This is a genomic window from Stenotrophomonas sp. PE591, assembly GCF_018320795.1.
GTDB lineage: Bacteria > Pseudomonadota > Gammaproteobacteria > Xanthomonadales > Xanthomonadaceae > Stenotrophomonas > Stenotrophomonas maltophilia.
Map to the genome: position 1 here is coordinate 1 of NZ_JAAOKO010000005.1, position 23,799 is coordinate 23,799.

Annotated in this window: 22 protein-coding genes; 3 read left to right on the forward strand and 19 right to left on the reverse strand. The window is 61.0% G+C overall.

Annotated features, from left to right (window positions below):
- On the forward strand, positions 1–283 hold a 283-nt coding region (locus JLDANKMP_RS13725; protein ID WP_212561428.1), incomplete at its 5' end, for a transposase.
- 11 nt (positions 284–294) lie between these two features.
- On the opposite strand, the gene JLDANKMP_RS13730 is transcribed toward JLDANKMP_RS13725, so the two are convergent.
- From JLDANKMP_RS13730 to JLDANKMP_RS13755, 6 genes are all read right to left on the reverse strand, one after another.
- Positions 295–711: a hypothetical protein gene (locus JLDANKMP_RS13730; RefSeq protein ID WP_005407613.1), complete on the reverse strand. Its 417-nt coding sequence runs from the start codon at positions 709–711 to the stop codon at positions 295–297.
- Between the two features lie 145 nt (positions 712–856).
- Entirely contained in the window at positions 857–1,831 is a 975-nt protein-coding gene (locus tag JLDANKMP_RS13735; RefSeq protein WP_024957753.1) for a Dyp-type peroxidase, read from the reverse strand.
- A gap of 123 nt (positions 1,832–1,954) precedes the next feature.
- Positions 1,955–2,323 carry a VOC family protein gene (locus JLDANKMP_RS13740; protein WP_212561429.1) on the reverse strand — a complete coding sequence of 123 codons (369 nt, stop codon included), beginning with the start codon at positions 2,321–2,323 and terminating at the stop codon, positions 1,955–1,957.
- Positions 2,324–2,390: 67 nt separating this feature from the next.
- On the reverse strand, positions 2,391–3,158 hold the full coding sequence (locus JLDANKMP_RS13745) for a helix-turn-helix transcriptional regulator (RefSeq protein WP_212561430.1): 768 nt from the start codon (positions 3,156–3,158) through the stop codon (positions 2,391–2,393).
- Positions 3,159–3,281: 123 nt separating this feature from the next.
- Positions 3,282–3,857: an Ax21 family protein gene (locus tag JLDANKMP_RS13750; protein WP_005411880.1), complete on the reverse strand. Its 576-nt coding sequence runs from the start codon at positions 3,855–3,857 to the stop codon at positions 3,282–3,284.
- Between the two features lie 454 nt (positions 3,858–4,311).
- Positions 4,312–4,497 (reverse strand): hypothetical protein, encoded by a 186-nt coding sequence (locus tag JLDANKMP_RS13755; protein WP_130768359.1) that lies wholly within the window; start codon positions 4,495–4,497, stop codon positions 4,312–4,314.
- A gap of 274 nt (positions 4,498–4,771) precedes the next feature.
- Between JLDANKMP_RS13755 and JLDANKMP_RS13760 the strand changes: the two genes are divergently transcribed.
- A complete protein-coding gene (locus JLDANKMP_RS13760) occupies positions 4,772–6,562 on the forward strand; it encodes an ATP-binding protein (RefSeq protein WP_014645525.1) in 1,791 nt (596 codons plus the stop codon).
- An 88-nt stretch (positions 6,563–6,650) separates the two neighbouring features.
- On the opposite strand, the gene JLDANKMP_RS13765 is transcribed toward JLDANKMP_RS13760, so the two are convergent.
- The 9 genes from JLDANKMP_RS13765 to JLDANKMP_RS13805 all read right to left on the reverse strand — a co-directional run bounded on the left by JLDANKMP_RS13765 (position 6,651) and on the right by JLDANKMP_RS13805 (position 15,853).
- Positions 6,651–6,896 (reverse strand): hypothetical protein, encoded by a 246-nt coding sequence (locus JLDANKMP_RS13765; protein ID WP_008267212.1) that lies wholly within the window; start codon positions 6,894–6,896, stop codon positions 6,651–6,653.
- Positions 6,897–6,935: 39 nt separating this feature from the next.
- Positions 6,936–7,577, reverse strand: a complete 642-nt coding sequence (locus JLDANKMP_RS13770) for a hypothetical protein (protein WP_033835097.1) — start codon at positions 7,575–7,577, stop codon at positions 6,936–6,938.
- Between the two features lie 16 nt (positions 7,578–7,593).
- On the reverse strand, positions 7,594–8,292 hold the full coding sequence (locus JLDANKMP_RS13775) for a HupE/UreJ family protein (protein ID WP_008264906.1): 699 nt from the start codon (positions 8,290–8,292) through the stop codon (positions 7,594–7,596).
- A gap of 29 nt (positions 8,293–8,321) precedes the next feature.
- Positions 8,322–11,459, reverse strand: coding sequence for a CusA/CzcA family heavy metal efflux RND transporter (locus tag JLDANKMP_RS13780; RefSeq protein ID WP_014645523.1), 3,138 nt, complete (start codon positions 11,457–11,459; stop codon positions 8,322–8,324).
- A gap of 9 nt (positions 11,460–11,468) precedes the next feature.
- Positions 11,469–12,701: an efflux RND transporter periplasmic adaptor subunit gene (locus JLDANKMP_RS13785; protein ID WP_014645522.1), complete on the reverse strand. Its 1,233-nt coding sequence runs from the start codon at positions 12,699–12,701 to the stop codon at positions 11,469–11,471.
- Entirely contained in the window at positions 12,698–13,948 is a 1,251-nt protein-coding gene (locus JLDANKMP_RS13790) for a TolC family protein (protein WP_014645521.1), read from the reverse strand. Before JLDANKMP_RS13790 ends, JLDANKMP_RS13785 begins: the two co-directional genes overlap by 4 nt.
- An 88-nt stretch (positions 13,949–14,036) precedes the next feature.
- Entirely contained in the window at positions 14,037–14,402 is a 366-nt protein-coding gene (locus JLDANKMP_RS13795; protein ID WP_075075811.1) for a hypothetical protein, read from the reverse strand.
- A gap of 130 nt (positions 14,403–14,532) precedes the next feature.
- A complete protein-coding gene (locus JLDANKMP_RS13800; protein ID WP_033835782.1) occupies positions 14,533–15,183 on the reverse strand; it encodes a hypothetical protein in 651 nt (216 codons plus the stop codon).
- 19 nt (positions 15,184–15,202) lie between these two features.
- Positions 15,203–15,853, reverse strand: coding sequence for a HupE/UreJ family protein (locus JLDANKMP_RS13805; RefSeq protein ID WP_223224807.1), 651 nt, complete (start codon positions 15,851–15,853; stop codon positions 15,203–15,205).
- Between the two features lie 379 nt (positions 15,854–16,232).
- Here JLDANKMP_RS13805 and JLDANKMP_RS13810 point away from each other — a divergent pair, with 379 nt between their 5' ends.
- Positions 16,233–16,556, forward strand: a complete 324-nt coding sequence (locus tag JLDANKMP_RS13810) for a hypothetical protein (protein WP_008264507.1) — start codon at positions 16,233–16,235, stop codon at positions 16,554–16,556.
- A 111-nt stretch (positions 16,557–16,667) separates the two neighbouring features.
- Here the strand turns inward: JLDANKMP_RS13810 and JLDANKMP_RS13815 are convergent, their stop codons facing one another.
- The 4 genes from JLDANKMP_RS13815 to JLDANKMP_RS13830 all read right to left on the reverse strand — a co-directional run bounded on the left by JLDANKMP_RS13815 (position 16,668) and on the right by JLDANKMP_RS13830 (position 23,744).
- Positions 16,668–18,002, reverse strand: a complete 1,335-nt coding sequence (locus JLDANKMP_RS13815) for an MFS transporter (RefSeq protein ID WP_033836038.1) — start codon at positions 18,000–18,002, stop codon at positions 16,668–16,670.
- Positions 18,003–18,099: 97 nt separating this feature from the next.
- Entirely contained in the window at positions 18,100–21,345 is a 3,246-nt protein-coding gene (locus JLDANKMP_RS13820) for a CusA/CzcA family heavy metal efflux RND transporter (RefSeq protein WP_014645518.1), read from the reverse strand.
- Entirely contained in the window at positions 21,345–22,520 is a 1,176-nt protein-coding gene (locus JLDANKMP_RS13825) for an efflux RND transporter periplasmic adaptor subunit (protein WP_014645517.1), read from the reverse strand. The genes JLDANKMP_RS13820 and JLDANKMP_RS13825 overlap by 1 nt, the downstream gene beginning before the upstream one ends.
- Positions 22,521–23,744 carry a TolC family protein gene (locus tag JLDANKMP_RS13830; RefSeq protein WP_033836037.1) on the reverse strand — a complete coding sequence of 408 codons (1,224 nt, stop codon included), beginning with the start codon at positions 23,742–23,744 and terminating at the stop codon, positions 22,521–22,523.
- Between the last annotated feature and the right edge of the window lie 55 nt (positions 23,745–23,799).

Sequence of the window (23,799 nt, forward strand, 5' to 3'; positions counted from 1 at the left end):
CAAGGCCATAGCATCGCTGGTGGGATTGGCCCCGATGAACCGCGAAAGTGGCACCTGGCAGGGCCAACGGCGGATCAGTGGTGGGCGCGCGGTGGTACGCGAAGCCCTTTACATGGCGGCCCTGACGGCCATCCGGTACGAGCCAAGGCTGCGCGCGTTTTACGCTGGCCTGAAGGCCAAGGGCAAAGCGAGCAAGGTGGCGCTCGTGGCGGTCATGCGCAAAATGCTGGTGATCCTCAACGCCCGTAAGCGAGACGCCGAGGTGGCCCTCGGCTGCCCCTGACAAGACAGTTGCTACTGGGTAAGCACCAAACCCAGCCGCAGCGGCTGGCGCATGTCGGCCGGTGGCGCGGCCTGCAGGGGTGCACTCTGCAGGGTCGCGCGCAGGTCGGCGTCGACCTGGGCATCGCCCAGGCTGTCGAATTCCAGCTTCGAGATGCGGCCATCCGCCGCGATCCACACGCTCACCGGTAGCGGCGTCGGTGCGTCCGGATGTGCCTGCAGCCATTCCAGCACGCGCTGCGCCTGCGGGTCCTGCTCCTGCTGCAGGCGCTGCTGCAGCTGCCCCCCCACGGCGGCGGCATAGGCCATCCAGTGTGCAGGAGCTTCCTGCGCGGAAACGCTGGCACTCCCCAGTGCCAACGCGCCGAACAACGCGGCCAGTGGCCGCCACCAGCGGCGTGCACCGGTTGTGTTCCTTGCCATCGCCATCGCCCGCCCCTGCGCTCTCATCCAACGGCTGATGGTCGGCGCGGTAGATGACAGGCAGATGGCGGCACAGTAGAGCCACGCCATGCGTGGCGTGGATCTACTGGAACAGAGCGGCCAGTAGCATGCGCAAGGACGAGAGCCGCGATCAGTCGCCCAGGTCGGCCAGCACCTTGCGCGAGGGCGCGAAGAAGGTCACGCCGGTGGTGGCGGTGGAGAAATCAAGGATGCGGTCATGCAGCGGTGCGGGATTACCGATGAACATGCGCTCGAGCATCTTCTCGATCACCCACAGGCGGCGCGTGTAGCCGATGAAGTAGGTGCCGTACTCGCCGCGACCCGGGTTGGCGAACGGCATGTTGTCGCGCAGGATCTCGTGCTCGCCGTCGGCATCCTCGATGGTGCACAGCGTCTTGTGCGACTTCTGCGCATCGGCCGGCGCATCGTCCAGCTCGATGTTGTCGTGCTTGGTGCGGCCGATGATCGCTTCCTGCGCTTCGGTCTTCTGCGCGCGCCAGGCATCGAGGTTGTGCAGGTACTTCTGCACCACCACGTAACTGCCGCCGGCATGCTCCGGGTCTTCCTCGCCCACGATGGTGGCTTCCGGCAGTGACAGCCCTTCCGGGTTGGCGGTGCCGTCAACGAAATCGAGCAGGTCGCGGCCATCGAAATAGCGGAAGCCGGCCACGTCATCGACCGTCTCCACCGCATCGCCAAAGGCCATCAGCAGGTTGCGCTCGAACGCCACGATCAGGTCCATGGTACGTGCACGGATGTGGTACAGCAGGTCGCCTGGCGTGGACACAGCGGTATGGGTCGCGCCCTTGATCTCGCGGAACGGCTGCAGCTCGCGCGGCGGCGTGGTGCCCACCAGCGGCTTCCACACGCGGTGGCCGATGGCCACGTTGCAGGTGAAGGTGCGTTCGATCTCGCGGATGGCGGTGTTCTTGATCAGGTCGTCGGTGCTGGCCAGCACCTCGCGTGCCTTGGCGATCGACGCCTCGTCATCCTTCACCTTCAGCACCAGGAACGCCGCCGAATGGGTCAGTGGCGCGGTGATCTGCTGCGGCTCGTTGTCGAGCGTGTGGTTGACGGCGGTGATCGGTGCGGGCTGGGAGTTCACGGCGGTTCCTGCTGGCTTGAGGCGGGCGCATCGCGTGTGGCGATGTGCGGGCGATCATAGCGGAACCGCCTGACCGGGGACGGAGCGGTTCTCGTTCCGTCCACCGGCGAAGCTACGAAGGCCTCAGTCCACATCACTCCAGACCGCCAGTTCGTAGCCATCCAGATCGCGGAAGTGGAAGCGGCGACCACCCGGGAAGGCGAACACCGCCTGCACTACCTCGCCACCGGCGGCCACTACGCGTTGCTGCGCATCGGCCAGGTCCGCGCAGTAGAGGATCACCAGCGGCCCCCCGTGGGCACGCACCGGCGCGTCGGCCACGAAGCCACCTTTCAGACGGCCGTCGTCGAACTCGGTGTAGGCCGTGCCGTAGTCCGTGAAATGCCAGCCGAACACCCCGCCGTAGAAGCGCTTGCTACGGGCAATGTCGGCGACGTTGAATTCGATGTTGTCGATGCGGCGTTCGGCATCGTGGGGCGCGGCAGGATTCATGGCGTGGCTCCGTGGTGGGAGCCCAGCATCGATCAATGCAGCACAGTGGTCTTGAACAAAACGGCCATCATTGTCCCCACTCCAGGCGCAGCTCGCTGGCGGTCATGCCCGCCAATTCACGCGCCTCGCGGCTGAGATGGGCCTGGTCGGCATAGCCGGCATCAGCGGCCAGCATCGCCAACGAGTGCTGCGGCAGCGCACGGCTGTGGCGCAGGAAACGTTGCAGCCGCAGGATCCGCTCCAGCGTCTTGGCGCCGTAGCCGAACTGCGACTGGCTGAAACGCCGCAGGCTGCGCGGGCTCAGGCCCAAGTGCGCCGCCAGCGTATCCAGCGTGGCATTACCCGCGGCGAGCGCCTGGAACAGGACATGGGCGCGCTGCGCCGGCGTATCGAGCGCGGCCGCACCCATGTGCTGTTGCAGGCAGTGCGCCATTCGCTGCAGGCGCTGTGCAGGCGCGGTGTCGCCGATGGAGGCCGCCGCCTTGTTCGCCCACGCGCCCTTCAGGTCGGCCAGTAGCACGGCCTGGCCGATGATCCCGGCCAAGGGCAGGCCCAGCGCGGCCAATGCCTGGCCGGGACGGAAGCGTGCGCCCAGCACCTGCGCACCGGGTGCCAGCGCCGGGTGCGCGGCCACGCGGTCCGGGCCGACGACGAACAGCGCACCGTCGCGCCAGAGGATATCCACGCAGCCATCGGGCAATACGGTGATGTGCCCATCGGCATCGGCAGGAAGCTGGCTCTGCCACAGCTGGCCAAAGTGGCCGCGCAGCGGCGCAGGCGCCAGATGCTCCTGGTAGGTCGTGCCGGTGCCTGCAAGAGAGGAAGGGTCGCCCATGCCGCATTGTGGCGCCACGGGGCCCATAAAAGTGAAGCCCGGCGCGAGGCCGGGCTTCGGTTGGCGTGTGGGAGAGAGAGAGAGTCACACGCCAGCACAACACGCACTAACGACAGGCGTTTGTTACCAGGTGAAGCGCGGGCCCACGAACCACTCGCGGTCGCCGGCCTTGGCCAGCTTCACTTCGCCACTCAGGCCCCAGTTCTGGTTGAACTTGGCCGTGGCGCCGACACGGCCGTAGAACTCGCCGTCCGGGTTGATGCCGTGCTTCTTGGTGTAGTCCTCGTAGCCGGCCATCACGTAGCCTTCCACGTACGGGTTGAACGCGGTGCGCACGCCAACTTCGGTCGAGTAGCCGTTGAAGTCCAAGCCATGCTTCATGTCGAACTTCTGGTACGCAACGCGAGCCACCAGGTCGGTGTTCGGTGCGATGCCGTAGTTGTAGCCGGCGCCGATGCGCCACTGGTCGACGTCATTCTTGAACTTGTCGGTCTCCTGCGCGCTGTAGTCGCCGAAGATGTGGAAGTTCGGGTGCACCGCCACGGAACCCTTCACCTTCCAGCCGTCGGCGTCGCCGCCCTTGGCATCGGTGTTCACGTAGCCGCCTTCAACGTAGTTGTACGACAGGCCATCGGTTGCCGATGCAGCGAACGGCAGAGCAGCCAGAAGACCCAGGGCGAGCAGCGAATTCTTGTTCATCGGGACACACCTTTAATTATTTTGGTTTCGTCGGCCGCCTCCCGGGAGGGGAGAGAGAAGAGGCGGTCGACAGGTGTGAATTATCCGTTAGGGGGTCTAATCAACCCTGAATATTGAACTGACTGGTGTATAAATAAGGCTGGCGTTCAGGGAACTCCGCATGGGACCGCTTAGCCACGTGCCCATAGTTGGGCACTTGAACGCCAACTATGGGAACACATCGGCGTCCCAACTATGGGAACACTCTCGGGCACCGACTAGGGGTACGCCCCGAGTAGCCTGGGCGAGCGGCACTGAGACCAAGAAGATCTAGGCGTGAATAGCCCTGAGGCTCACTCAGACCTTCCGCTCAGATCGCCGGCAAGGCCGCCGACGCGCAGCGAGCCAGCAGGCCCACCCGACAAAGAAGACGGCAAAAGAAGCGATAAACAAGCCGACGATCAGGATATCTCGATCAATTGCGTTCATGTCCTCGCCACCGTTTGAGGTGATTTTCTTGACTATCTGATGATATCGAAATTGGTTTGGCTCTGCGAACGACCTCAAGCACATCGGCCCATTGCTTTTGAGAGATGGCGGCGATGCAGACGAATCCGTCAACCAAATCAATCAATGTGCTGCCCTCAACACTGCGCAGCATGCAAGGATCTCTCTTCGTCTGCCCGATAGAGCGCCGCCAACTAGAATCTGGCAATCGTGGTGGAACATTGGACACAATTCTAGCCAGCTACCCCTGCTGCGCAGTTGTCCTACTCCGTCAGACTGAAGGGAGCGCATCTTCTCTCCAGCTCCTAGGTCACTCCAATTCCATTCCGCCTCCTGCTACGGTAGCGGGTACGGAGAATTCGCCGAACGAAATCGGCTGAGCATTGACTTCGTCGCAAATGGAAATGAAAAATTTCTAGGGGGGATACATGCATATAAAGAAGATCACGCTACATCGCTTTAAGCAGTTTCGGGACACAGAGATAGAGATTGATCAAGGCCTTTCGCTTGTTGTTGGAGGAAACAACTCCGGCAAGTCCTCGATTCTGCAAGCTCTCGCTATCTGGCAGTTCTGCAAGACTATGCTAGAGATCGAGAAAGGGCGATCCAGCTGGCTGCAAACCAAGAACAAAACTGGCCTGGGCATGGGTATTGCGGATTTCACGCCGATGCAAATTCCATCGCTCAGCCATCTCTGGACCAATCTGAAGACTAGCAAGGACGACGAGCCCGACGGCTATACACTGAAGATTGGCGTCTATTGGGACCTGCCCGACAAACAGGAGCGGCACTTGGAGATAGGTCTGTCACAGGCCAATGATCGTCTCTTTGTGCGAACCACTTCAACGAATCTGGTAGCTGCTGAGATCGTCAACGCAAAGGGCGAGCCGATCGATGGCAACGTCCCGCGAGTGGGATATCTACCGCCATTCGCTGGCATCACTGATCGTGAAGGCAGACTGACTCCTGCCATGAGAGAACGTCTGATAGGCCAAGGCCTATCGGGTGGAGTCATTCGCAACGTCCTATTCGATCTGCACGAACACAACAGGAGGGAACGTGAACGCCTGCGTGGAAACAGCAGAAAGTTGAAGGATTCCTCGCTGAAATGGCTGCGCTCGAACGACCCTTGGGAGATCCTGCTACGCACGATGCAGTCCATCTTTGCCACTGATTTGAGGGTCGTTCCTTTCAACGAGAGATTTCACAGCTACCTTCGTGTAGAGAGCGCCAAGGGTGAACTGAAGGGTGACACATTCAAGCGACACCCCAAATACACTCCAAGAGACCTTATGGTGGAGGGAAGTGGCTTCCTCCAATGGCTGAGCGTGTACGCCCTCGCACTCTCACCCGATGTCGACGTCGTTCTTCTCGATGAGCCGGATGCACATCTGAACGCGACCCTGCAGAGGGAGCTGCTTATGTCCCTCGGGCACGTTGCAAGCCTCCGCAACAAGCAAGTACTGATGGCCACACACTCTCCTGAACTGATTCGCTTTTACGATCATGGGAAAATTCTGGCTGTCGCAGAAAGAAAGGCAAAGTACCTCCAAGAGGAAGTGGGCAAAGTCAAGGTTCTTGGCGGGATTGGGACGATCCAGACCCCTACCCTGCACTCCTTGATGGAGCACAGACGTATGCTGATCTTGGAAGCCGAGAGCGATTGGCGCTTCCTCCAGCTAATCGCTAAACAAGCAAACTTTGCGTGGCCCAAGAACGTTGTCCCTTGGTACTGGACGGGATCTGCCGGCGAGAGGCAGCAACTCTACCTCCAGCTGTTGGCGGAGATTCCTGGTCTTCGGGCAATCAGCATTCGGGATCGCGACGATGAGCCACATGCGACGGTCGGTAATGATCTTATCGACAAGTCTTTCACTTCCAAACAACCCCATTTCAAAGCCATGAAATGGCGGCGTAGGCACATTGAGAACCATCTCCTCTGCACGAGCGCCATAGCTCGCGCAGCTGGATCACCTCAAGGCGATGTCACCGCCTTCTTCGCCGAGCACGCTCTTGTTATCCCTGCTGATCCAACAGCTAGCGATATCGCACTACCAATCCGTGATGCGCATGGGAAAGAAATATTCATAAGCGGAAACTCCGTTCTTAAAAAATTCCGCGTAAGCAGAGAAGACGTCGCCAGGAATCTAACCTATGGAGAGGTACCCCAAGATATGCATACCTTCTTTGCCGAATTGAGTCAGCTTGCACAGCCCTGAATCCACGCGTCAGCTCAACGTATGCATATAGGTTAGAAGGGGAAGGATGGTCCGGCCCCTCACAATCCGGACCATCCTTTGCAGCCTACTACTTCTTCTTGGCTGCAGACTGCGCCTGAGCGTCGCACCTGTCCTTCAGCGCCTTGGTCTGAGGATCGGCAAGATCCACCTTGAACTTCGTCCGGTCAGCCAGCTGTTCACACGTAGCAGGCTTTGCCTTAGGCGCCTCCTTCACTTCCGACTCGGCATGAAGCGCCGGATCATGTGCGAAGGCCGATGCGGACGCTGCAATGGAAGCGAAAAGGACGCTGATGAGGGCAAAACGATTCTTCATGTTGCTTCTCCTAGGTTGATTTCGGCGTTATGCCGGGTGTCACGGCTGGTAGAGGTCGGCTTGGTAGCCGGTAATTTGCACCTCGATGATCACGGGGGTGCTGCCGCGGTTCTGCCAGTACCACCCATGGGTACCTTCAAAGGGAGCAATGAACGTTCCCTCAGCCTGACGCTGGGCGCCTTCAACGGCGTAGCTGGTCCAGGGGCCCTTCACGTCGGGACGCTCGCCGTGCATGTCCACGGCAACATCAGACGTGGCCTTCCAGCTGAAAACCATCCCAGCGCCCTGAGCCATATGGGCCTTCACCTCCTGGCCCTTACCAGGGGCAAGCTCGATCGTCAGTGAGTCCTGCCGTAAAGGAGTGCTGGCGAGAGAGACAGCGGCGGGTTCGAAGGTCTGCTTGCCATTGCTCCCGAAGGCAACCTTGGCCTTCTCGAACAGCGCCGAGACGGCTTCGGCGCTGCCAGCAGATGCCGGAACTGGGGGAGCTACGGCCTCTACCTGGTCAGTGGAGGCTAGGGCGTCCAGACCCAGAACCTTGCCTACGCCCGTAGGGTCGATTCCGTACTCCGCGGGAAGCACGGTGGTGAGCAGAATCACCCCTGCAACGGCAGCGGCCAGGGCGGTGGATTTCAGCAGCTTGCGAGTGCTGGGCAGCTGATTGGAAAGCGTGATGGACATGAGTACCTCTGTAGATTCAGGAAACGAAGTAGCCGGTGAGCTGCATGCCAACAAGCACGAAGCCGGCGCACATAAGGGCGGTGTTGATGCTGTACGCCTGTCGATGGAATGACGGCAAGCGGCGCCAGAAGCCCATCACGATCAAGATGCCTGCGAGCGCGAGCAGCTGTCCGATCTCGACCCCCACGTTGAAGGCGAGCATGTTTGGGACAAGCCCGTCAGGTGAGAGCGAGAAATCCTGCAGCTTTGTCGCTAGACCAAAGCCATGGAAGAAGCCAAAGATCAGCACGGCGGCTTTGGTGTTGGGCTGTACCCCAAACCAGCGCTTGAACGCGCCCATGTTGTCCAGCGCCTTGTAGACAACCGACAGGCCAATGATTGCGTCGACCAGGTACGCATTCACATGCAATCCGCCCAGGACACCTAGCAACAAGGTGGTGCTGTGGCCGATCGCGAACAACGTCACGTAGATGCTGACATCACGCATCCGGTACAAGAAGAAGATCACCCCGAACAGAAACAGGAGGTGGTCGTATCCAGTCACCATGTGCTTGGCGCCGAGGTACGTGAACGCGATGAGCTGCAGGCCGGTACTGTCTTCCAGGAAGGCCTGGTCGCCTTCACTGACGCCATGCGCCCAAGCAACGCAAGGCAGAAGGATGGCTGCAAGCAGGTAGAGCCACGCTTGGGTTCGTTTGGAAATGGTCAACTGCATGTTCCTGGGAGGGGTTGAGATGGACGGGTTCACGCTGCGTCCTCCTTCCGCTCATCCCCTTCGCGGTGGATGAGGCGATAGAGCGCCGGCAACACCAGCAAGGTCAGCAGCGTGGAGGAGATGATTCCGCCGATAACGACCGTCGCCAGCGGGCGCTGAACTTCCGCGCCAGCCCCAACGTTTAGGGCCATTGGCAGGAAGCCCAGGCTGGCAACCAGGGCCGTCATCAGCACGGGGCGCAGCCGGGTCAGTGCACCTTCGGTTACCGCTTGGTGCAGGGGAGTGCCCTGTTCCCTAAGGCTCTTGATGAAGCTGATCATGACCAGGCCGTTGAGCACGGCGACGCCCGACAGCGCGATGAACCCCACGCCTGCAGAAATGGACAGGGGTATGTCACGCATCCACAGAGCCACCACGCCACCGGTCAACGCAAGTGGAACGCCGCTGAACACGATGGCAGCATCCTTGCCCGAGCCGAACGCCATGAAGAGCAAGCCGAAGATCATCACCAGGACGACCGGCACGACCACGGACAGCCGCTTGCTGGCAGAGATGAGCTGCTCGAAGGTACCGCCATACTCAATCCAGTAGCCTTCCGGCAACTGCACCTCCTGACCAACCTTCTCTCGCAGCTCCTCTACGAACGAACCAAGGTCGCGACCACGTACATTGCTGGTGATGACGACGCGACGCTTGCCGTTCTCGCGACTGACCTGGTTTGGGCCTGGCGCAACTTCAACTTTAGCCAGCTGCCCCAGCGGAACGAACGCTCTCTGTTCGCCGGAACTGGCCCCGAGGGCGACGGCTACCGGTAGCGATGCGAGCGTCCGGGTGTCCTGACGCAGGTTCTCGGGCAGACGAACGACGATGTCGAAGCGACGATCACCCTCAAAGACCTGACCGACCGCCTCACCGCCCAGCGCAACAGAGATGGTCTTCTGGACCTCGTCGATCGAAACGCCATAGCGGGCCAAAGCATCCAGGTCAGGCGTGATGGTCATAAGAGGCAGACCACTGATCTGCTCTAACTTCACGTCTGCGGCGCCTGGGATGGAACCTGCGGCGTCCTCGATCTGGCTGCCGATCTGCGCCAGCTGATCCAGGTCGTCACCGTACAACTTCACCGCCACCTCGGCGCGTACACCGGCAATCAGCTCGTTCATGCGCATCTGCACGGGCTGGGTGAACTCGTAGTTGTTGCCGGGAATTGCTCGGACAGCCTTCTCCAGCTCAGCAATGAGCTGCGCCTTTGGCTTGCGGGGATCAGGCCATTGGTCGCGATCCTTGAGCATGATGAAGGTGTCTGCGACCGACGGTGGCATGGGGTCGGTCGCTACCTCTGCTGTGCCGATCTTTGCGACAACCTCATCGACCTCGGGGAACTTCTTGATGGTCGCTTCAAGCTGGCGCTGCATGCCGATGGCTTGCGTCAGACTAGTGCCGGGAATGCGCAGCGCGTGAAGCGCAATATCACCTTCGTCCAGATTCGGAATGAACTCAGTGCCCATGCGACTGGCCAGAAGACCCGCCAGTACGGTGAGAACGGCTGCACCACCCACAACCAGTTTGCGAGCACTGACTGCCCGTTCCAGCATCGGGCCATACAGCTTGGTCACGCCCCGCATAGCCTTGGTTTCCTTCTCCGAGACCTTGCCCGTGACAAACTGAGCAACCGCAGCGGGAACGAACGTGAGGGACAATGCCATCGCACCAGTCAGCGCGATAACGACGGTCAGGGCCATCGGGTGGAACATCTTTCCTTCCACGCCGGAGAGCGCAAAGATCGGGATGTAGACGGCGGCAATGATGAACAAGCCGAACAAGCTGGGCTTGATCACCTCGGCACTGGCGCTGGCGGCCAAAGCAAAGCGCTCATCCCGGGTCAACAGACGCCCCAGGGCGTGCTGACGCTCGCCGAAGCGGCGCAGACAGTTCTCAACAATGATGACCGCGCCGTCGACGATCAGACCGAAGTCCAGCGCACCCAAGCTCATCAGATTTGCTGAGACACGGTTCTGGACCATGCCGGAGATGGTCAGCAGCATGGTCAAAGGAATGACCGCGGCCGTGATCAGTGCGGCGCGAAGATTTCCGAGCAGAAGGAACAGCACCGCAATGACCAGCAGGGCACCTTCCAGCAGGTTCTTCTTGACGGTTTCAATGGTGCGGTCGACCAGCTCCGTACGGTCATAGACCGCATGCGCGCGGACACCTTCTGGAAGCGTCTCGTCGATCTCCTTCAGCTTGGCAGCGGTTCGCTGAGCGACTTCGCGGCTGTTCTCACCAATGAGCATGAATGCAGTACCAAGTACCACTTCCTTGCCATCTTTGGTCGCTGCCCCCGTTCGAAGTTCGGTGCCCTCGTGAACGTCTGCGAGGTCACCGACGCGAAGCGGCAGCCCCTCGCGATTGGCGACCACGATCTTGCGCAGGCCGTCCATGTCCGCCACTTGGCCAGGAACGCGTACAAGGTACTGTTCACCACTCTTTTCAATGTAGCCGGCACCCACGTTCGCATTGCTGCGCGCCACGGCCTCCATCACATCCTGCATGGTCAGCTCGTACGCCTGAAGCTTGCGCGGGTCAGGCGTGATGTGGAACTGCCGCACATAGCCACCGACGGTGTTGACCTCTGTCACACCTTTCAGATGTCGCATCTGGGGGCGTACCACCCAATCCTGGAGGGTACGAAGCGCCATCGGCGTCCAGGTCTCTTCAGCACCCTTCTCGGCTTCCACGGTGTACATGAAGATCTCACCGAGACCGGTGGCGACCGGGCCCAGCGTTGGCTTCAGCCCAGTTGGGAGCTGGGATGCGGCTTGCTGCAAGCGCTCGGCCACCTGCTGCCGCGCGAAGTAGATGTCGGTACCGTCTTCGAATACAACGGTGACCTGGGAGAGACCATAACGCGAGATGGACCGCGTGTACTCCAGCTTGGCCAAGCCGGCCAAGGCTGTCTCGACGGGGAACGTTACCCGCTGCTCTGCCTCCAGTGGAGAGTAGCCTGGTGCTTCGGTGTTGATCTGGACCTGGACATTGGTGATGTCAGGGACGGCGTCGATTGGCAGCTTGCTGTAGTTCCAGATGCCCAAGCCTGACAGCGCCAGGACCAGAAGCAGCACAAGCCATCTATGCGCGATGGACGCGCGAATGATTCGCTCTAGCATGATGGATCCTTAGTGGTCGTGGCTGGCGCCAGACTTCTCGATGTCTGCACGGATCAGATAGCTCTGCTCGGCGACGTACCGCGTTCCGGGCTTCAGTCCGCCAAGAACCTCTGCCCACTCGCCATCACGCTTTCCAAGCTCAAGCATGCGCACCTCATAGGTATCGCCCACCTGCGCAAATACGACGGTAAAGTCGCGAAATCGCTGGAGCCCTGACTCTTTGACGGCCAGTGGAACAGGTGTCTCGGCAATGATGACCTCGGCCGAGACAGCCATTCCTGGACGCCACTTGCCGTCACCATTGGGGATACTCACGCGCGCAACCACGCTTTGGCCGCTGCTTGCCAGCGGAAGCAGGCTTTGGAGCCTACCTTCAGTCTCCAAGGCACCCGTGGCGGAACGGATCCGCACTGCTTGACCTGGAGCGAGACGCTCGGCGTCAGTGCCCAGAGCTCGTAGATCGACCCAGACCTCTGACAGATCGGCAACGTCGAACAGTGTGTTGTCGCCGGCCACATCACCAACACTGGTGTTGCGCGCAAGAACGATGCCGCTGAAGGGAGCAATCACCGCGTAGGTGCGCATGCTGTCATTGCCTTCAACCGTCGCCAGCGTCTGCCCTGCCGAAACGCGTTGGCCCATCTCGACCGACACGCTGCGGACAATACCTGGGAATCGTGCTTTGACGGCGGCCTGGCGGCCAGTGTTGACCGCGATGTTTCCCATCAGCGTGACCGTATCGCGGATAGTGCCAGCGGTAGCCTCTTCCACCACCACACCCGCATCCTTGGCAGCGCTTGGCTCGATGGTGGTACGGCCTTCATAGGACTGATAGGACCAGGTGTGTGTCTTTCCTCCTACCACTGCGTCTGCCTTCACGTCGAAAGAATGAGGTTCCACGACCTCGCCGTTCCCTACGAGATAGTCGTTTTCGGCGGTGAAAGTGAAATCATTGACCTCACCGTCGAGGCGCTTCAACTGCATTGTTGCCTTCACCTCATTCGGTGAGATCGGCTTGTCATTTCGATAGGCGTAGAGGCGGAACTGAGGAGGCGTGTTGGTTTCATAGACGGTGACTTCAAGTGCGAAATCACCATCGCGGAGCATGCGACCGCGGTTGGGGCCGCGCTCGTAGTCGCCGGCCGCGGCGGCGGATTCTGCGGCTTCTTTCTCAACCGGCTTTTCACCGCCACAGGCGGCCAGTGCCAGCGGAAGCAACATAAGAAGGGCGTAACGATTCATGGGCGGATATCCTGGGCGGAGGCGGTGAGGCGATCTGCCTCGACCAGCAATCGGAGATAGAGTGCGGCGGACTCGACTTCGCGCTCACGAAGGTCGAACAGCGTCTTCTGCGCCTGGCTCAATGCGAGATAGGAGAATCGACCCTCCTCGAAGCCACGACGGCTCTGATTCATCGCCTGCTCCGCCTTGGGGAGCTGCCGCTCACGAACGGAGGTGACCTCCAACTGCGCTTGGCGCAGCTGTTGATAGACTCCGAACAGCTCCTGGTTGAGCTCCAACATTTGTGCTTCACGGCGTGACTTGAGCGCACTCAGTTCGTAGTCGACTTCGGATACCAAGTAGGCTGATCGACGCCGGGTTCCCAAGGGAACCGAGATCGACATGACCAAGCCACTGTCCTTCGTTGCTTCAAGACGGCGAAGTCCAAATCCAACACTCACGTCAGGCTTCGCGCTGGAAACGGCGACATCGCGGCGCGCGGCAAGAACTCTGGACTGGGCATCGAAGGCACGTTGCTGTGGCGCGTTCTGAAGGCGTTCGGACAGCGTCTGGTAGTCATCCAGCGGAGGGAGGATGTTTGTATCGCCGGCGACGGTGTCGAAGTCAGCGGTGAAAGAGCCCCAGGAAGACGCAAGCGCCATGCGCGAGGCCTCCAACCGCTGGACTGCTTGATCACGCTTGAGCTCTGCATCGGCCAGGGCAATTTCAGCGGCCCTCAGGTCTGAATCCGGGTTCCGTGCCGCAGAGACCCAGCGGGCCACCTCTCGCTGAAGCGCGCGGGCCATACGAATCCGCTCTTCCGCATGCTCGACATGCTCCTGCGCCGCAAGCACGTCGATGAATCGACCAGCGGTGCGTGTGGCGATGGCCACCCGGGTCACATCAGCCTCTCGCAGGGCTGCATCCACCTCGGCGCCGCCAAGCGCTTGGCGGGCCGCCCGCTTGCCACCCAGTTCCAGAATCTTGGATACCCGGAACGTTGCCTCGGCAGCGTCCATACCTCGCACGCTGCCACTACCGGCCACGTTCTCCAGTTCTCCGCCGAGCACCAACGGGGCTGCTAAGCCCTCTCGCGCCGCACGGTTCTTTGTCGCCTCTATTTGTGCGGCATCTGCCTGCACGCTTGGGTGAGTGCCCAGAGCGCGGGCGACCGCATCCTCCAGGCGCAGCACTTCGGCGGCGTAGCCAGGAACGGCCACACCGCAGGCGCCGGCAACAGCCAGCGCCCACACACTACGGAATTTCACGGAAGCCTCCGGAAAGAAAGTCAGAACGACGCGCCGCCTTCCGCTACACGGGAGGCGCGCTCAGGCTGCTAGAGCGCAGCTAGGGTCGTCAGACGATCGGAGGTCGGAAGGGTGACGCCGGGTGCCCTGCAGGCACCCTCAGAAGTCGCAGAGCATGGACTTCACCGGCCAGCGGTAGTGAAGCCAGGTAGACGTGGGGCGTGAACAGGCTTCCAGCGAAACTCGCATCTGCCTGATGCAGTACCGCATGAGCGCCAGTGGCGTGATCCGGGTCCAGATTGTCGCCCGCACCGCCGGCATGTGAATGGCCATGATCCACCGCTGCTGCGATGTCATGTTCCAATCCGTGCAGTTCGCTGAGCTGGATCACCATCGGCCGCGCAACGACACTCAACAGCATCAGCGCAAAGAAGCTGATCCTGAGGGCAAGGCCGTGGCGGGCGGAAAGACGCATATAGGTTAGCTTAAGCGGGGCTGGCTGGGGTTGTCGAGGGGGCCGAAACTGGGCGCAGCCCATCGGAAATACCGCACATAGGGCGGTGGCCGGGCCTTAAGCGCACCCGGCCACCGCTAACCGCTGCGGTTTACATCTTCTTGATCAACTCGTACTCCCCTCCGGTGCGGAGCAGAAGCGTTACGGGCTCCTCGCCCCTGTTGCGCCAGAACCATCCGTGGTTGCCGTCGAAGGCAGCCAGGAGCACCCCCTGCTTGGTGGCTTCCCCTCGACCCTTCTCATAGCTGATCGCTCGACCGCCGCCGTCTCCGTGGGCGTCGAAGTTCACGACGCCGCCTTCAACAGACCACTGGTAGCTGGCGCGCTCGCCCGCCTTCATGACGAGCTTGATCTCGGTGCCTTGGCCCGGCGCCAGGACAACCTGTTCTTCGTCCCGCCATTCAGCAGCGGTGGCCGCATTGCTCGCGGCAGGCTTCTGAGCAACTTCAACGGTCTTACGGTTCTGCGTGGACACCTGCGTCAGCAGGGCGGCTGCCTCGTCTTCGGCGGCCTTTGCGTCCATCGCAGCGTCAGCTGCCGCTTCCTCGGCAAGCTGTTCCTTGATCTCCCCCATTTCCTTCAAGCCCAGTACCCGACCAACACCAGTGGGATCGATTCCGTACTCAGATGGCATCACCACTCCAACCAGGAGGACAATGGCGATGCCGGCGGCAATTGCGGTGGTGCGTCCCAACTGGCGGCTGGTGGGGAGGTCGCCTTCGGCGGGCTTACTGTTGTACATGATGTAGTTCTCTTGAAAGTCAGGAAACGAAGTAGCCAGTGAGCTGCATGCCGATCAGAATGAATCCGGCGCAGAGCATGGCGGCATTGGCGGTGTAGGCGTGCTTGAAGAAGCTGGGCGTGCGGCGCCAGTAGCCCATTGCGATCAGAATCGCGCCAAGCGAGAGGATCTGGCCGATCTCCACGCCGACGTTGAACGCGAGCAGGTTGGGCAACAGACCATCGGGTGAGATGTCGTACTCGATGATCTTGGTTGACAGACCAAAGCCGTGGAACAGGCCGAAGATCAACGTCGCAACCTTTGTGTTTGGCTGGAAGCCGAACCAACGCTGGTAGGCGCCCAGATTGTCCAGGGCCTTGTAGACCACAGACAGACCAATGATCGCGTCGATCAGGTAGCTGTTGATGCCCACGTTGAACAGCACACCCAGCAGCATCGTTGTGGAGTGCCCGATCGCGAACAGCGTCACATACAGCGCGACATGCTTCATCCGGTACAGGAAGAACACCACGCCCAGGAGGAACAGGATGTGGTCATAGCCGGTGGCCATGTGTTTTGCGCCCAGATAGGCGAATGCGATCAGATTTACTCCAGATATTTCCTGGATGTAGCCCTTGTCGCCTTCGGCGATCGCGTGAGCCAACGCCCCGTCAGCTGTGAGTAGCAGCATGAACAGGGAAAGCAGTGCGAGTAGAGTTCGCGGCCAGTGCGACCGTAGTGGGGGTTGGAGAAGGACGCGCGAGAGCGCCCCGGATTCAGAACTGGGGATCATGATGAGGATCTACGAATGCGGTCAGCGGACCTCCGCCAAAGCTATCCGCTACGACACTGGGAACCGGCGCAACGTGCTACGAGTGCGCAGAGGGCGCGCACGGCACGTCACACGGATCACTGCGTGTAAGCGGGGTCCGGGCGGGGAACGAATGAATAATTTCTTGCAGCGACGAACGTCCAGTAAGGATTGACTGGACGGGCGCTGCCAAGCCTCTGCTCAGTGCGAGCACGAGGCCTGGGTCTCAGGCGATAGGAGGCCTGAACAGGGATGAGCGATGATGCTGAAGCTCTGCCGCTGGCTGGTGCCAGGGATGGATATCGCTCAGATCAACTCGAGCGGGTCCAGCAAGGCTGGCCAAGATGCCTACAGAAGCCGTCAGATCGGCCTGGTGCAACAGGCTGTGCAATCCAACCGCGTGTTCAAGATCACGGTCTGCGGCATCACTCACCCCAACATGGGGGTGACCATGTTCCACCGCAGCCTGCACGATGTGCTGCAAGCCGTGCAGCTCACCCAGATGATTCAGGACGGGTCGCACGAACAGACTCGCCACCAGCATCATGAAGATGCAGCTGCGCAACAGCACGCTGGTTGGTAGACGAAGGGATCGCACGGGCAAAGACTAGAGGCTTGTTCTGGCAAAGTCGATATGACAACGTCGGGCGCGAGCGGTGAAAGTGCCCTCTCGCGCCCCTTGTTCAAGTTTCCGTCATCCAGGCCAACGAGGGTGCACGTCGTCGATGACATACCGATGTGAGTGCTTGCCGTTGGAAGAAGCGTGTTCCGCCCAGTGGGGATGGTCCGCAGCCAGATCGTCGTGACCGTGGGAGATCTCGTCCGGGTCATGGGCGGGCCAGATTCTCCAGGCGAACACGAATCCGGCGATGCCGACTACTGCCAGTGCCATGATCGCCACTGGCATTCCAAACTTCGCACCCACGGCTCCCGCCAGAGGGTAGGCAATCAGCCAACACACGTGGGAGAGAGAGAACTGCGCTGCGAACAGGAATGGCAGATCGGTGGATTCCGCTGATCGCCGCAGCAGTCTGCCGCCAGGAGTCACCAGCCCCGCATAGCTCATCCCCAACAATGCCCAGCCGGCGAGCACGATGGGCCAACCTATGGAGGAGGGCGAGAGCAGCCAGGTAAGCCCGAGGGTCACAAGTACGATGCACATTGCAAGGGCTGAGGAGAGCATCACGCGCCTGTCAGCCACCCGATCGAGAACCTTGGGGAGGACAAGCGCCGTCAGCATCGAGCCGCCACCGAAAGCTGCCAGCGCCCATGCCACCTGTGACTCTGCTCCGCCGAGAACGTTGCGCACCACAACGACGGTGTTCACGAACACCATGGCGCCGCCGGCGGCCGCACACAGATTAAGGGCAAGCAACCCTTTCAGCCTGGGCGTCTTCAGGTAGATCCGCATTCCTCGAATCGCGCGGGCGTAGGGACCGTCCTTTCTTAGGGACGGAGCAACGAAGGGGAATGCAGTTGAGAACACCAAGATGGCGGATATCACGAAGCCTACGGACGTACCAGCGAACAGGCCGTGGAAGCTGATCAGCGTCAGCAGAGCAGCGGCCAACGCGGGACTCAGCAGGCTCTCCAGGTCATAGGCCAGGCGCGACAGGGACAGTGCTCGGGTGTAGTCGCGTTCCTCCTTCAGGATTTCCGGGATCGTCGACTGGAACAGAGGGGTGAAGCACGCCGAGGCCGACTGCAGCAAGGCAATGAGCAGGTACACCTGCCAGATCTGGTTGACGAACGGCAGACAAAGCGCCGCGCCCGCCCGCACCAGGTCGAGGGCAATAAGCACCGGTTTGCGTAGATTTGCCGGGACGATCGCTCCGGACAGAGGGGCCAACAGCACGTAGACAATCATCTTGATTGCCAGAGCCGTACCTAGCACAGCGCCCGCCTCAGCCCCCGCCAAGTCATAGGCCAAAAGAGAGAGCGCCACGGTAGCCAAGCCCGTGCCGATCAGCGCGATAACCTGCGCAGCGAACAGGTTCCTGAATGTTGGAAAGCGTAGGACCTCGATCATGGCTCACCTCTAGATGGAACAGTGGAAAGCGCCGCTGCCCTGCGGATCGTAATCCGATCCGCAGGGCAGGACGTGAAGCCGTGGAAGGGGCTTGCGCTCAATCGACTTCGGGTACCGGCAAGGGGTCTTCAATGCCCGCGGCCTTCCTGCGCGCAGTTCTTCGGAGTACCAGCCCGCACAGCGCAGGCAGCACGAACAGCGTCAGTACGGTTGCCGTGGCAAGACCCCCGATAACCACTGTAGCCAGTGGCTTCTGCACTTCGGCGCCCGTACCTGTTGCAATCGCCATCGGGACGAAGCCCAGGGAGGCAACCAGCGCGGTCATAAGAACCGGTCTAACGCGCTCCATTGCACCCAGTTCGACCGCCTCATCTGGCGGAAGCCCCTCGTGCAGGCGTTTCTTGATCGCGGAGATCAGAACCAGGCCGTTGAGCACCGCGACACCAGATACCGCGATGAAGCCCACAGCAGCTGAGATCGAGAAGGGGATTCCTCTCAACGCCAATGCGAAGAATCCACCGGCCAGAGCAAGTGGCACCGCAGTCAGTACCGTACCTGTCAGCAAACCGTTGCCAATCGCCATGTAGAGGACGGCTGCAATGAGAATGAAGCAGAGAGGCACAATAATCGCCAGTCGCTTCGTTGCTGCCTGCAGATTCTGGAACTGCCCGCCCCATTCGATCCAGGAACCCGTGGGCAACTGCACCTGCTGGGCAATAGCCGCCTTGGCGTCGTCAACGAAGCTACCCAGGTCACGCCCGACCACATTCGCTTCCACATAGATTCGACGTTTGCCATTGTCGCGGCTCACTTCGTTCAGACCCTGTGTGAAGCGGAAACTGACCAATTCACGAAGCGGAACAGACTGACGGCCTTCCTGACTGCCTGGCGGCAGCATAACCGGAACGGCTCCTAGTACATCGAGATCGCTGCGGTCCACACGGGGCAGACGAACCACCACGTCGAAGCGCCGATCACCTTCGAAGATCTGGCCCGCCATGCGACCTGCCAGAGCAGCAGACACTGTGTCGGCCACTTCCTTGACGGTGAGTCCGTAACGGGCGATCGCGGCCCGGTCGAACGCCATGTCAAAGGTCGGGAAGCCTCCCGTCTGCGCCACACGGACATCCGATGCGCCCGGAATCTTCTTGAGGACGGCCGCAATCTTGTCAGCGCTGCCGGCAAGCGCCGTCAGGTCTTCGCCATAGATCTTGACTGCAACGTCGCTACGAACGCCGCCGATCAGCTCATTGAAGCGCATCTCGATGGGCTGGGTGGCGTCATAGTTGTTACCAACAAGAAAGGCTGTCTTTTCTCGAATCCTCTCGATCACCTGCTCTTTGGTCTTCACTCCATCCGGCCATTGGTCCTTGGGCTTGAGGATCACGTAGTTGTCGGACGCATTGGGCGGCATGGGATCTGCGGCCAGGCTTGCGGTACCGGCCTTGGAGTACACCGTCTGTACCTCCGGCAACGTCATCAGTGCCTTCTCAAGAGGAAGGTCGATGGCGACGGACTGCTCGATCGATGTGGACGGGATGCGAACGGAGGACAGGTTGAGATTCTGCTCATCCAATGTGGGCATGAACTCCCGACCCACAAAGCCAAAGGCCACAACGCCGGCCACCAGGACGCCAAGACCACCGGCCAGGTAGGGCATGGGTTGGCGGATTGCGCTGCGAAGCATCGGCTGATAGCGGCTCTTGGTAGCAGCTACTACCCGTACTTCCTTCTCGGAAATGTGGCCCTTGAGCATGACCGCCACCATCGCCGGAACGAAAGTGAGGGAGAGCACGAATGCAGAGGCCAGCGCCAGCATCAGGGTAATGACCATCGGAGAGAACATCTTCCCCTCGACGCCCTGGAAGGTCAGGCAGGGCACGAAGACCAGGAAGATGACCGCCTGCCCATATACGGTCGGGCGGACCATCTCCTTGGACGAGGCGATCGTTTCATGCAGGCGCTCCGATAGATTGAGCGGGCGCCCAAGTGCATGCTGTCGCTCTGCCAGGCGGCGCAGTGCGTTCTCGACGATGATGACCGCGCCGTCGATGATCAGGCCAAAGTCGAGCGCACCCAGGCTCATCAGGTTGCCAGAGATCCCGAGCTTGTTCATGCCGATCGCGGTGATCAGCAGGGACAACGGAATCACCAATGCAGCAATGACAGCAGCTCGCCAGTTTCCGAGCAATGCACACAGGATGACCACGACTAGAAGAGCGCCTTCGGCCAGGTTCTTGGCGACGGTCTTGATCGTTGCGACAACCAGCTGGGATCGGTCCAAGGTGGGAACAATCGTCACGCCCGGCGGCATGGTCTTGCCGATCTCCTGCAGCTTGTCACCCACCGCCGCCGCCACAGTTCGGCTGTTGGCGCCAACCAGCATGAGTGCACTGCCGACGACAGTCTCGTATCCATTGCGGCTGGCAGCACCGCGGCGGAGCTCACCGTCAACGACCACACGTGCGACGTCACCCACCGTTACGGGAACTCCGTTGCGATTGCCCACAACGGCACGGGCAATCTCGTCCACGGAGCGGATGCGGGCGTCTGCGCGCACCAGATAGGACTCGCCCGACCTCTGGATGTAGTCTGCTCCGACCGACAGATTGGCATCCTGCAACGCGTCGGCCAGGTCGGTATAGGAGAACCCGTACTCCGCGAGCTTGCTCGCATTGGGCTCAACGACATACTCCTTGACGTAGCCGCCGAGGCTGTCGACGTCTGCTACGCCTGGCGTCGTGCGCAGCTGAGGCCGCACAATCCAGTCCTGGACTGTGCGCAAGTAGGCCAGACGTGCCATGTTGTCCGTCAGCCGTTCCCCTTGATCAGTCAGGAACGAACCGTCGCTTTGCCAGCCAGGCTTACCATCATTTCGCGGGGCATCTTTGCCATCTGGGTGGGTGAATTCAACGCTGTAGTGGAATACTTCGCCCAACCCGGTCGAAACCGGGCCCATCAGTGGTTCGGCACCCTCCGGCAACTGGGGCCGAGCCTGAGTCAGACGCTCGGTGACCTGTTGGCGCATGAAGTAGAGGTCTGCGCTCTCATCGAAGATCACCGTGACCTGGCTGAAGCCGTTGCGCGAGAACGACCGGGTGTTCGCGACGCCCCGAAGTCCTGCCATCGCGGTCTCGATCGGGTAGGTAACGCGCTTCTCGACCTCCACTGGACTCAGCGTCGGGATGACGGTGTTGATCTGGACCTGCTTGTTCGTGATATCCGGAGTCACGTCGATCGGTAGCAGGTTCAGTTGCCACCCGCCGATCACCGCAATCACCAGTGTGATCAACAGAACCAGCCAGCGGTGCCGTACGGCACCCGTGAGTACTTGCTCGATCATTACTCGTCTCCGCCCGACTTTTTCATCTCGGCTTTCACCAGAAACGCATTACGGGTAGCAACCGGGGTTCCCGCAGTGACGCCAGAAAGGATCTGCGCCATACCACCGCTACGGAGGCCAATGAAGACCGGCTGTGCAGTGAACCCCTTACTGGTTCTGACGAAGAGGACGTCTTTTCCGTCGATGTTCTGGACCGCCTCTTCCGAGACAGACAGCCCCTCACCCGATCCGGAAGCGGTGACCAGCCGGACCTGCACACCGTCACCCACAACCAATCCGTTCGCCTCTGCGCTCGGGGTGATTACGACTGTGGCAGCCCTTGTCAGCCCACCTACGGCGGCAGCAACTGAACGGACCTTTCCTGAGGTGACGCTTCCGTCGGAGCGGGTAATGGACACGCTGTCGCCGGCCTTGATCCGACCGGTGTCACCCGCACGAACGGAGGCCTGAATCTCCACGCCATTGGAACCTGTGACCCTATAAAGGGAGGCCTGCGGCTCGACGAAAGCGCCCAGAGTCACTTGCGAGCTGCTGATGGTTCCATCGATAGGGCTGATGACGTTGACGCTACCTCCTCCATCCACATTGGCGGTGCGTGCCACCAGGGCAGCGCGTTGTGCTTCTGCTTGCGCTGTGAGATAGGCGGCGCGACTCGCCTCAGCCTCTTGTCGTGCCAGCACGCCCTGTGCGAGCAACGACTCATCGCGCTTGACGTTCTTTTCGGCGAGGGAGAGGCTGGCGCTGGCCACACGAAGGTCAGCCGCAATACGGGCCCCATCAGGGCTGGCTACGCGTGCCAGCACTTCGCCCTTCTTCACCTTGTCGCCCACCTGCCGGATGACATCGGTGACGTTACCGGCCGCACGTGCCACCACGACGGCCTCACCACCGGGGATTGCCACGACCGAACCCGATGCGGTGATATTCGCCGCTACCTGAGCGGAAGTGACGGGCTCCACCGAGATCCCGGCAGCGGCAAGATACTCCTTGGGAATCGCGACTTCCTGAGCTGCCTCCGCCTCCGCCGGCGCACTGGCGCTGGCTTCGTCTTTCGCGGGGTCGACCACCGTCTCTGAAGGGGCGGATAAGCGTGCAATGCCAAATCCCGCGCCAAGCGCCAAGGTAGCCACGCCGATCATCGTCAGGGTGTTAACAGCCGGAATACTTCTCTTCATCTACATGTCTCCAAAGGCAATCTGACCGCTGGCCACGGCGAGCGATGCGTAGGCGGCAACGCGTGCGAGTCGTGCATCCACCACGCTCAGCCTCGCGTCCGTCAGCGTGCGACGGCTAAGCAGCAGCTCAACCAGTGGGGTTCTACCGGCCTCGTATCCCAAGCGCGCCATTCGGTAGGCTTCCGTGGCTGCTTCCTCTCCCTTGGAGGCAGCGATCAGTCCTCGCTTGGCGGCGTCAACACGCGCAAGCGCAGTCGCACGGTCCGCCTGGCTCTGGAGGCGTGCTGCATCCAATCGAGCACGGGCGGCGTCGCTCCGTGCTCGAGCCGCGCTGATCCCGCCGCTGTTCCGGTCAAACAATGGGATGCTCAGAGACACGCCGACGACCAATGCGTCCCCACCGGCGGCGAAGTTGCGACGGCCTGCGGTGAGGTTAAGGTCCGGTGCCCGCTTGAAGCGTTCAGTGCGCAGAACCGCATCGCTCGCATCGACGTCTGCCTTCGCAGACAGGACAGATGCCGAATCGACGTTCGCAATTGCGGGCGCAACCCACTCGCGCACCAGGAGTGACTCGGACGTGCCTGAGTAGGGTTCAGCTCTTCCCGCCAGTACTGACAGTTGCTCGAGAGCTGCAGCCGCCTCTGCCTCTCTTGAGGCGGCAATCGCTTCTGCTGAGCTCAAGCCGGCCTGGGCTTGTGCTACGCGCAGGCTGGCCTCCTTTCCTGCGTCAACCAGCGCCTGAGCTGCCTTCAGGTCGCCTCTGGCGCGATCAACATCTTCGGCAGCAATGTTTCGCCGTATCAGCCCAGCCTCGGAAGACGCGTAGGCAACAGCCAAGGCTGCGGCGAATTCGACTTGTGCCTGGTGCTGGCGAGCTTCGGCCGCCTGCAGCCCTTTCTCTCCCGCCTGGATTCGAGCCCCACGTTGGCCAAAGATCTCGAGTGGCTGGCTGATGGTGTAGGTCGTCTGCCGCTGGCTCGCGCCATTGCTGGGGGGAGCGTTGAGATTCTCTGCGAGGGCATCAATGGTGGGGTTACGTAGCGCTCGCGCTTGGCGGGCTTCGCCCGCAGCGGCAGCTGTGTCGAACCCCTTTTCCTGAAGGAAGGGGGATTGGGCCCTGCTCTGCTCGAGCAACGCGCTGAAGTTCGGGGCGTCCGAGGCATAGGCCGCAGAGATACTGGTCAGGGCCAGCATCACCGTCAGGGCAAGCAATGATGGTTTCATGAGGATCCGGTGCAGTGGGGCCGCAATCTCGGCCGTCTTTCTGCACTACGCGGCC

Excerpts from the sequence above, each read along its gene's own strand:
- JLDANKMP_RS13785 (WP_014645522.1), bottom strand. The coding sequence starts at position 12,701 with ATGAATCGTTACGCCCTTCTTATGTTGCTTCCGCTGGCACTGGCCGCC.
- JLDANKMP_RS13815 (WP_033836038.1), bottom strand. The coding sequence starts at position 18,002 with ATGATCGAGGTCCTACGCTTTCCAACATTCAGGAACCTGTTCGCTGCG.
- JLDANKMP_RS13775 (WP_008264906.1), bottom strand. The coding sequence starts at position 8,292 with ATGCAGTTGACCATTTCCAAACGAACCCAAGCGTGGCTCTACCTGCTT.
- JLDANKMP_RS13820 (WP_014645518.1), bottom strand. The coding sequence starts at position 21,345 with ATGATCGAGCAAGTACTCACGGGTGCCGTACGGCACCGCTGGCTGGTT.
- JLDANKMP_RS13830 (WP_033836037.1), bottom strand. The coding sequence starts at position 23,744 with ATGAAACCATCATTGCTTGCCCTGACGGTGATGCTGGCCCTGACCAGT.
- JLDANKMP_RS13745 (WP_212561430.1), bottom strand. The coding sequence starts at position 3,158 with ATGGGCGACCCTTCCTCTCTTGCAGGCACCGGCACGACCTACCAGGAG.
- JLDANKMP_RS13800 (WP_033835782.1), bottom strand. The coding sequence starts at position 15,183 with ATGTACAACAGTAAGCCCGCCGAAGGCGACCTCCCCACCAGCCGCCAG.
- JLDANKMP_RS13805 (WP_223224807.1), bottom strand. The coding sequence starts at position 15,853 with ATGCTGCTACTCACAGCTGACGGGGCGTTGGCTCACGCGATCGCCGAA.
- JLDANKMP_RS13750 (WP_005411880.1), bottom strand. The coding sequence starts at position 3,857 with ATGAACAAGAATTCGCTGCTCGCCCTGGGTCTTCTGGCTGCTCTGCCG.
- JLDANKMP_RS13730 (WP_005407613.1), bottom strand. The coding sequence starts at position 711 with ATGGCGATGGCAAGGAACACAACCGGTGCACGCCGCTGGTGGCGGCCA.
- JLDANKMP_RS13760 (WP_014645525.1), top strand. The coding sequence starts at position 4,772 with ATGCATATAAAGAAGATCACGCTACATCGCTTTAAGCAGTTTCGGGAC.
- JLDANKMP_RS13740 (WP_212561429.1), bottom strand. The coding sequence starts at position 2,323 with ATGAATCCTGCCGCGCCCCACGATGCCGAACGCCGCATCGACAACATC.
- JLDANKMP_RS13780 (WP_014645523.1), bottom strand. The coding sequence starts at position 11,459 with ATGCTAGAGCGAATCATTCGCGCGTCCATCGCGCATAGATGGCTTGTG.
- JLDANKMP_RS13755 (WP_130768359.1), bottom strand. The coding sequence starts at position 4,497 with ATGCTGCGCAGTGTTGAGGGCAGCACATTGATTGATTTGGTTGACGGA.
- JLDANKMP_RS13770 (WP_033835097.1), bottom strand. The coding sequence starts at position 7,577 with ATGTCCATCACGCTTTCCAATCAGCTGCCCAGCACTCGCAAGCTGCTG.
- JLDANKMP_RS13765 (WP_008267212.1), bottom strand. The coding sequence starts at position 6,896 with ATGAAGAATCGTTTTGCCCTCATCAGCGTCCTTTTCGCTTCCATTGCA.
- JLDANKMP_RS13795 (WP_075075811.1), bottom strand. The coding sequence starts at position 14,402 with ATGCGTCTTTCCGCCCGCCACGGCCTTGCCCTCAGGATCAGCTTCTTT.
- JLDANKMP_RS13825 (WP_014645517.1), bottom strand. The coding sequence starts at position 22,520 with ATGAAGAGAAGTATTCCGGCTGTTAACACCCTGACGATGATCGGCGTG.
- JLDANKMP_RS13810 (WP_008264507.1), top strand. The coding sequence starts at position 16,233 with ATGATGCTGAAGCTCTGCCGCTGGCTGGTGCCAGGGATGGATATCGCT.